Raw genomic sequence first — 1,424 nt, 5'->3', positions numbered from 1 at the left:
CGGCGCTGGCCGTGGTCGTGGGCGCGGCGGACGGCGGCGCGGGCGCGGGCCGCCGCGGGCCGGCGGACGCCGGCGAGGCACCGGTGGTGACCCCGTGAGCCGGCTCGCGGTGTGGTGGGCGGTGCTGGCCGCCTCGGCCGTGGTGCTCGCGACCAAGGTCGCCGGGCACCTGGTCCCCCGGGGGCTGCTCGAGCGGCCGCGGGTCGTCCGGACGGCCGCCCTCGTGACGGCGGCGCTGCTGGCCGCGCTCGTCGCGGTGCAGACCGCGACCGGCGACGGCGCGCTCGTGCTCGACGCCCGCCTGGCGGCGCTGGTGGTCGCGGCGGTGGCCCTGCTGCTGCGCGCACCGTTCGTGCTGGTGGTGCTGCTGGCCGCGGTGACCGCGGCGCTGCTGCGCTGGCTGGGCGTGCCCTGACGCGTCAGACCGCGACGGGGGCCTTGATCGCCGGGTGGTGCTGGTAGTCCTCGACCTGCACGTCCTCGTACGTGTACTCGAACAGGGACGGGGCACGGTTCAGGCGCAGGGTCGGGGCCGGGAACGGGTCCCGGGTCAGCTGCTCGCGCACCTGCTCGACGTGGTTGTCGTAGATGTGGCAGTCGCCGCCGGTCCACACGAAGTCGCCGACCTCCAGGTCGACCTGCTGCGCCACCATGTGCGTCAGCAGCGCGTAGGACGCGATGTTGAACGGCACGCCCAGGAACAGGTCGGCCGACCGCTGGTAGAGCTGGCAGGAGAGCTTCCCGTCGGCCACGTAGAACTGGAAGAACGCGTGGCACGGCGCGAGCGCCATGGACGGGATGTCCGCGACGTTCCACGCCGACACGATGTGCCGGCGGGAGTCGGGGTCGCGGCGCAGGCCGTCGAGCACCTGCGCGAGCTGGTCGATCGTCCCGCCGTCGGGGGTCGGCCAGGACCGCCACTGCACCCCGTAGACCGGGCCGAGGTCGCCGGACTCGTCGGCCCACTCGTCCCAGATGTGCACGCCCTTGTCCTGGAGCGTGCGCGCGTTGCGCTCGCCGCGCAGGAACCAGAGCAGCTCCTCGGTCAGGCCCCGCAGGAAGACCCGCTTCGTCGTGACGAGCGGGAACCCCTGCTGCAGGTCGAACCGCATCTGGTGGCCGAACAGGCTGCGGGTCCCGGTGCCCGTGCGGTCCGCCTTGGGGGTGCCGGTCTCCAGCACCAGGCGGAGCAGGTCCTCGTACGGCGTGGCGATCGGGCCGGCGGGGGTCGTCATGGGGCCATCGTAGGGTTCCGCCCGGCCGATCTCGGGGTGCCGCTCGGCGACGTCCGGGTCGACACTGGGCCCCATGACCTCGCCGCTGCCGCCGTACGTCGCCGCTCACACGCCCACCGGCCTGCTGATCGACGGCGACTGGCGGCACGCGACCGGCGGCGGCACGTTCCCGGTGGCCGACCCGGCGAC

The 1,424-nt window shown here is 74.6% G+C and carries 2 protein-coding genes; one reads left to right on the top strand and one right to left on the bottom strand.

Translation table 11 applies throughout. From position 1 onward, the window contains the following. Positions 1 to 94: 94 nt before the first annotated feature. Entirely contained in the window at positions 95 to 415 is a 321-nt protein-coding gene (locus FA014_RS19435) for an AzlD domain-containing protein (protein WP_154731240.1), read from the top strand. Positions 416 to 419: 4 nt separating this feature from the next. On the opposite strand, the gene FA014_RS19430 is transcribed toward FA014_RS19435, so the two are convergent. Continuing rightward, a complete protein-coding gene (locus tag FA014_RS19430; protein ID WP_154731239.1) occupies positions 420 to 1,235 on the bottom strand; it encodes a thymidylate synthase in 816 nt (271 codons plus the stop codon). Positions 1,236 to 1,424: the final 189 nt, after the last annotated feature.

It is taken from the genome of Cellulomonas hominis, from assembly GCF_005239125.1.
In the GTDB taxonomy this organism is placed as follows: domain Bacteria; phylum Actinomycetota; class Actinomycetes; order Actinomycetales; family Cellulomonadaceae; genus Cellulomonas; species Cellulomonas hominis_A.
This window is presented reverse-complemented; position numbering and strand designations above follow the sequence as displayed.